This is a genomic window from Microbacterium sp. Bi128, assembly GCF_918698205.1.
In genome coordinates this window covers 1-1066 of sequence record NZ_CAKKMM010001632.1, presented here as the reverse complement: position 1 = coordinate 1066, position 1066 = coordinate 1, and the positions used below count along the sequence as shown (strand labels likewise).

General features: G+C 69.6%; 1 pseudogene. It reads left to right on the top strand.

The window, feature by feature from the left end:
• A pseudogene (locus LQV45_RS35095) lies at window positions 1-985 on the top strand (dihydrolipoamide acetyltransferase family protein); the annotation flags it as partial.
• Window positions 986-1066: the final 81 nt, after the last annotated feature.

Here is a 1066-nt window from a genome sequence, read left to right as displayed (position 1 = left end):
CGTACGTGCTGCTGAACCGGCCGTCTCTGCGCCGGCCGAATCCAACCCGGTCGAAACCTCGGCGGCATCCGCGGCGGGGGAGCGCCCGCGGTCCACGCCTCCGGTGCGCAAGCTGGCCAAGGATCTCGGCGTCGACCTTGAGGCCGTGCCCGGTACCGGGGAGCGCGGGCTCATCACCCGCGACGATGTGCTGAACTTCGTCGGCGGCGGGGACCTGCCCGCGGCCGCCCAGGAGCCCGCCGGTGCGACGGCGCAGGCCGCAGGGCTTGTCCAGGCCCCGGGCGAGCGCGAGACCCGCACGCCGATCAAGGGCGTGCGGAAGTTCACGGCCGCCGCCATGGTGGCCAGTGCCTTCACCGCGCCGCACGTCACCGAGTTCCTGACCGTCGACGTCACGCCCACGATGGAGCTGCTGGCGCGGCTCAAGGCCAGTCGCGCGTTCGCCGGGTACAAGCTCACCCCGCTGACGCTCGTGTCCAAGGCCGTGCTGATTGCGTTGCGCAACCACCCGACCCTCAACGCCCGCTGGGACGAGGCCAACCAGGAGATCGTCCAGTTCAACTACGTGAACCTGGGCATCGCGGCCGCGACCCCGCGGGGGCTGACGGTTCCGAACATCAAGGACGCGGACCGGATGTCCCTCATGGATCTCTCCTCGGCCCTGACGGAACTGACGGACACGGCCCGGGCCGGGAAGACAAGCCCTGAGGCGCTCTCCGGCGGCACGATCTCCATCACGAACATCGGCGTCTTCGGCATTGACGCCGGCACACCCATCCTGAATCCGGGCGAGGCAGCCATCCTGGCCCTCGGCGCGGTCCGGAAGATGCCGTGGGAGTACCAGGACTAGGTCGCGCTGCGCCAGGTCATGACGCTCAGCCTGTCTTTCGACCACCGTCTGGTCGACGGCGAGCAGGGCTCGCGGTTACTCCAGGACCTCGGCGCCATGCTGGCCGATCCGGGCATTGTCCTCGCGATGGTCTAGGTCCCTCTACACAGCTGCCGGCTGCCCCGTCCGAAAGGAAGGGCCAGCCGGCAGCTTCGTGGTGTGCGGGCTACTTTGGGC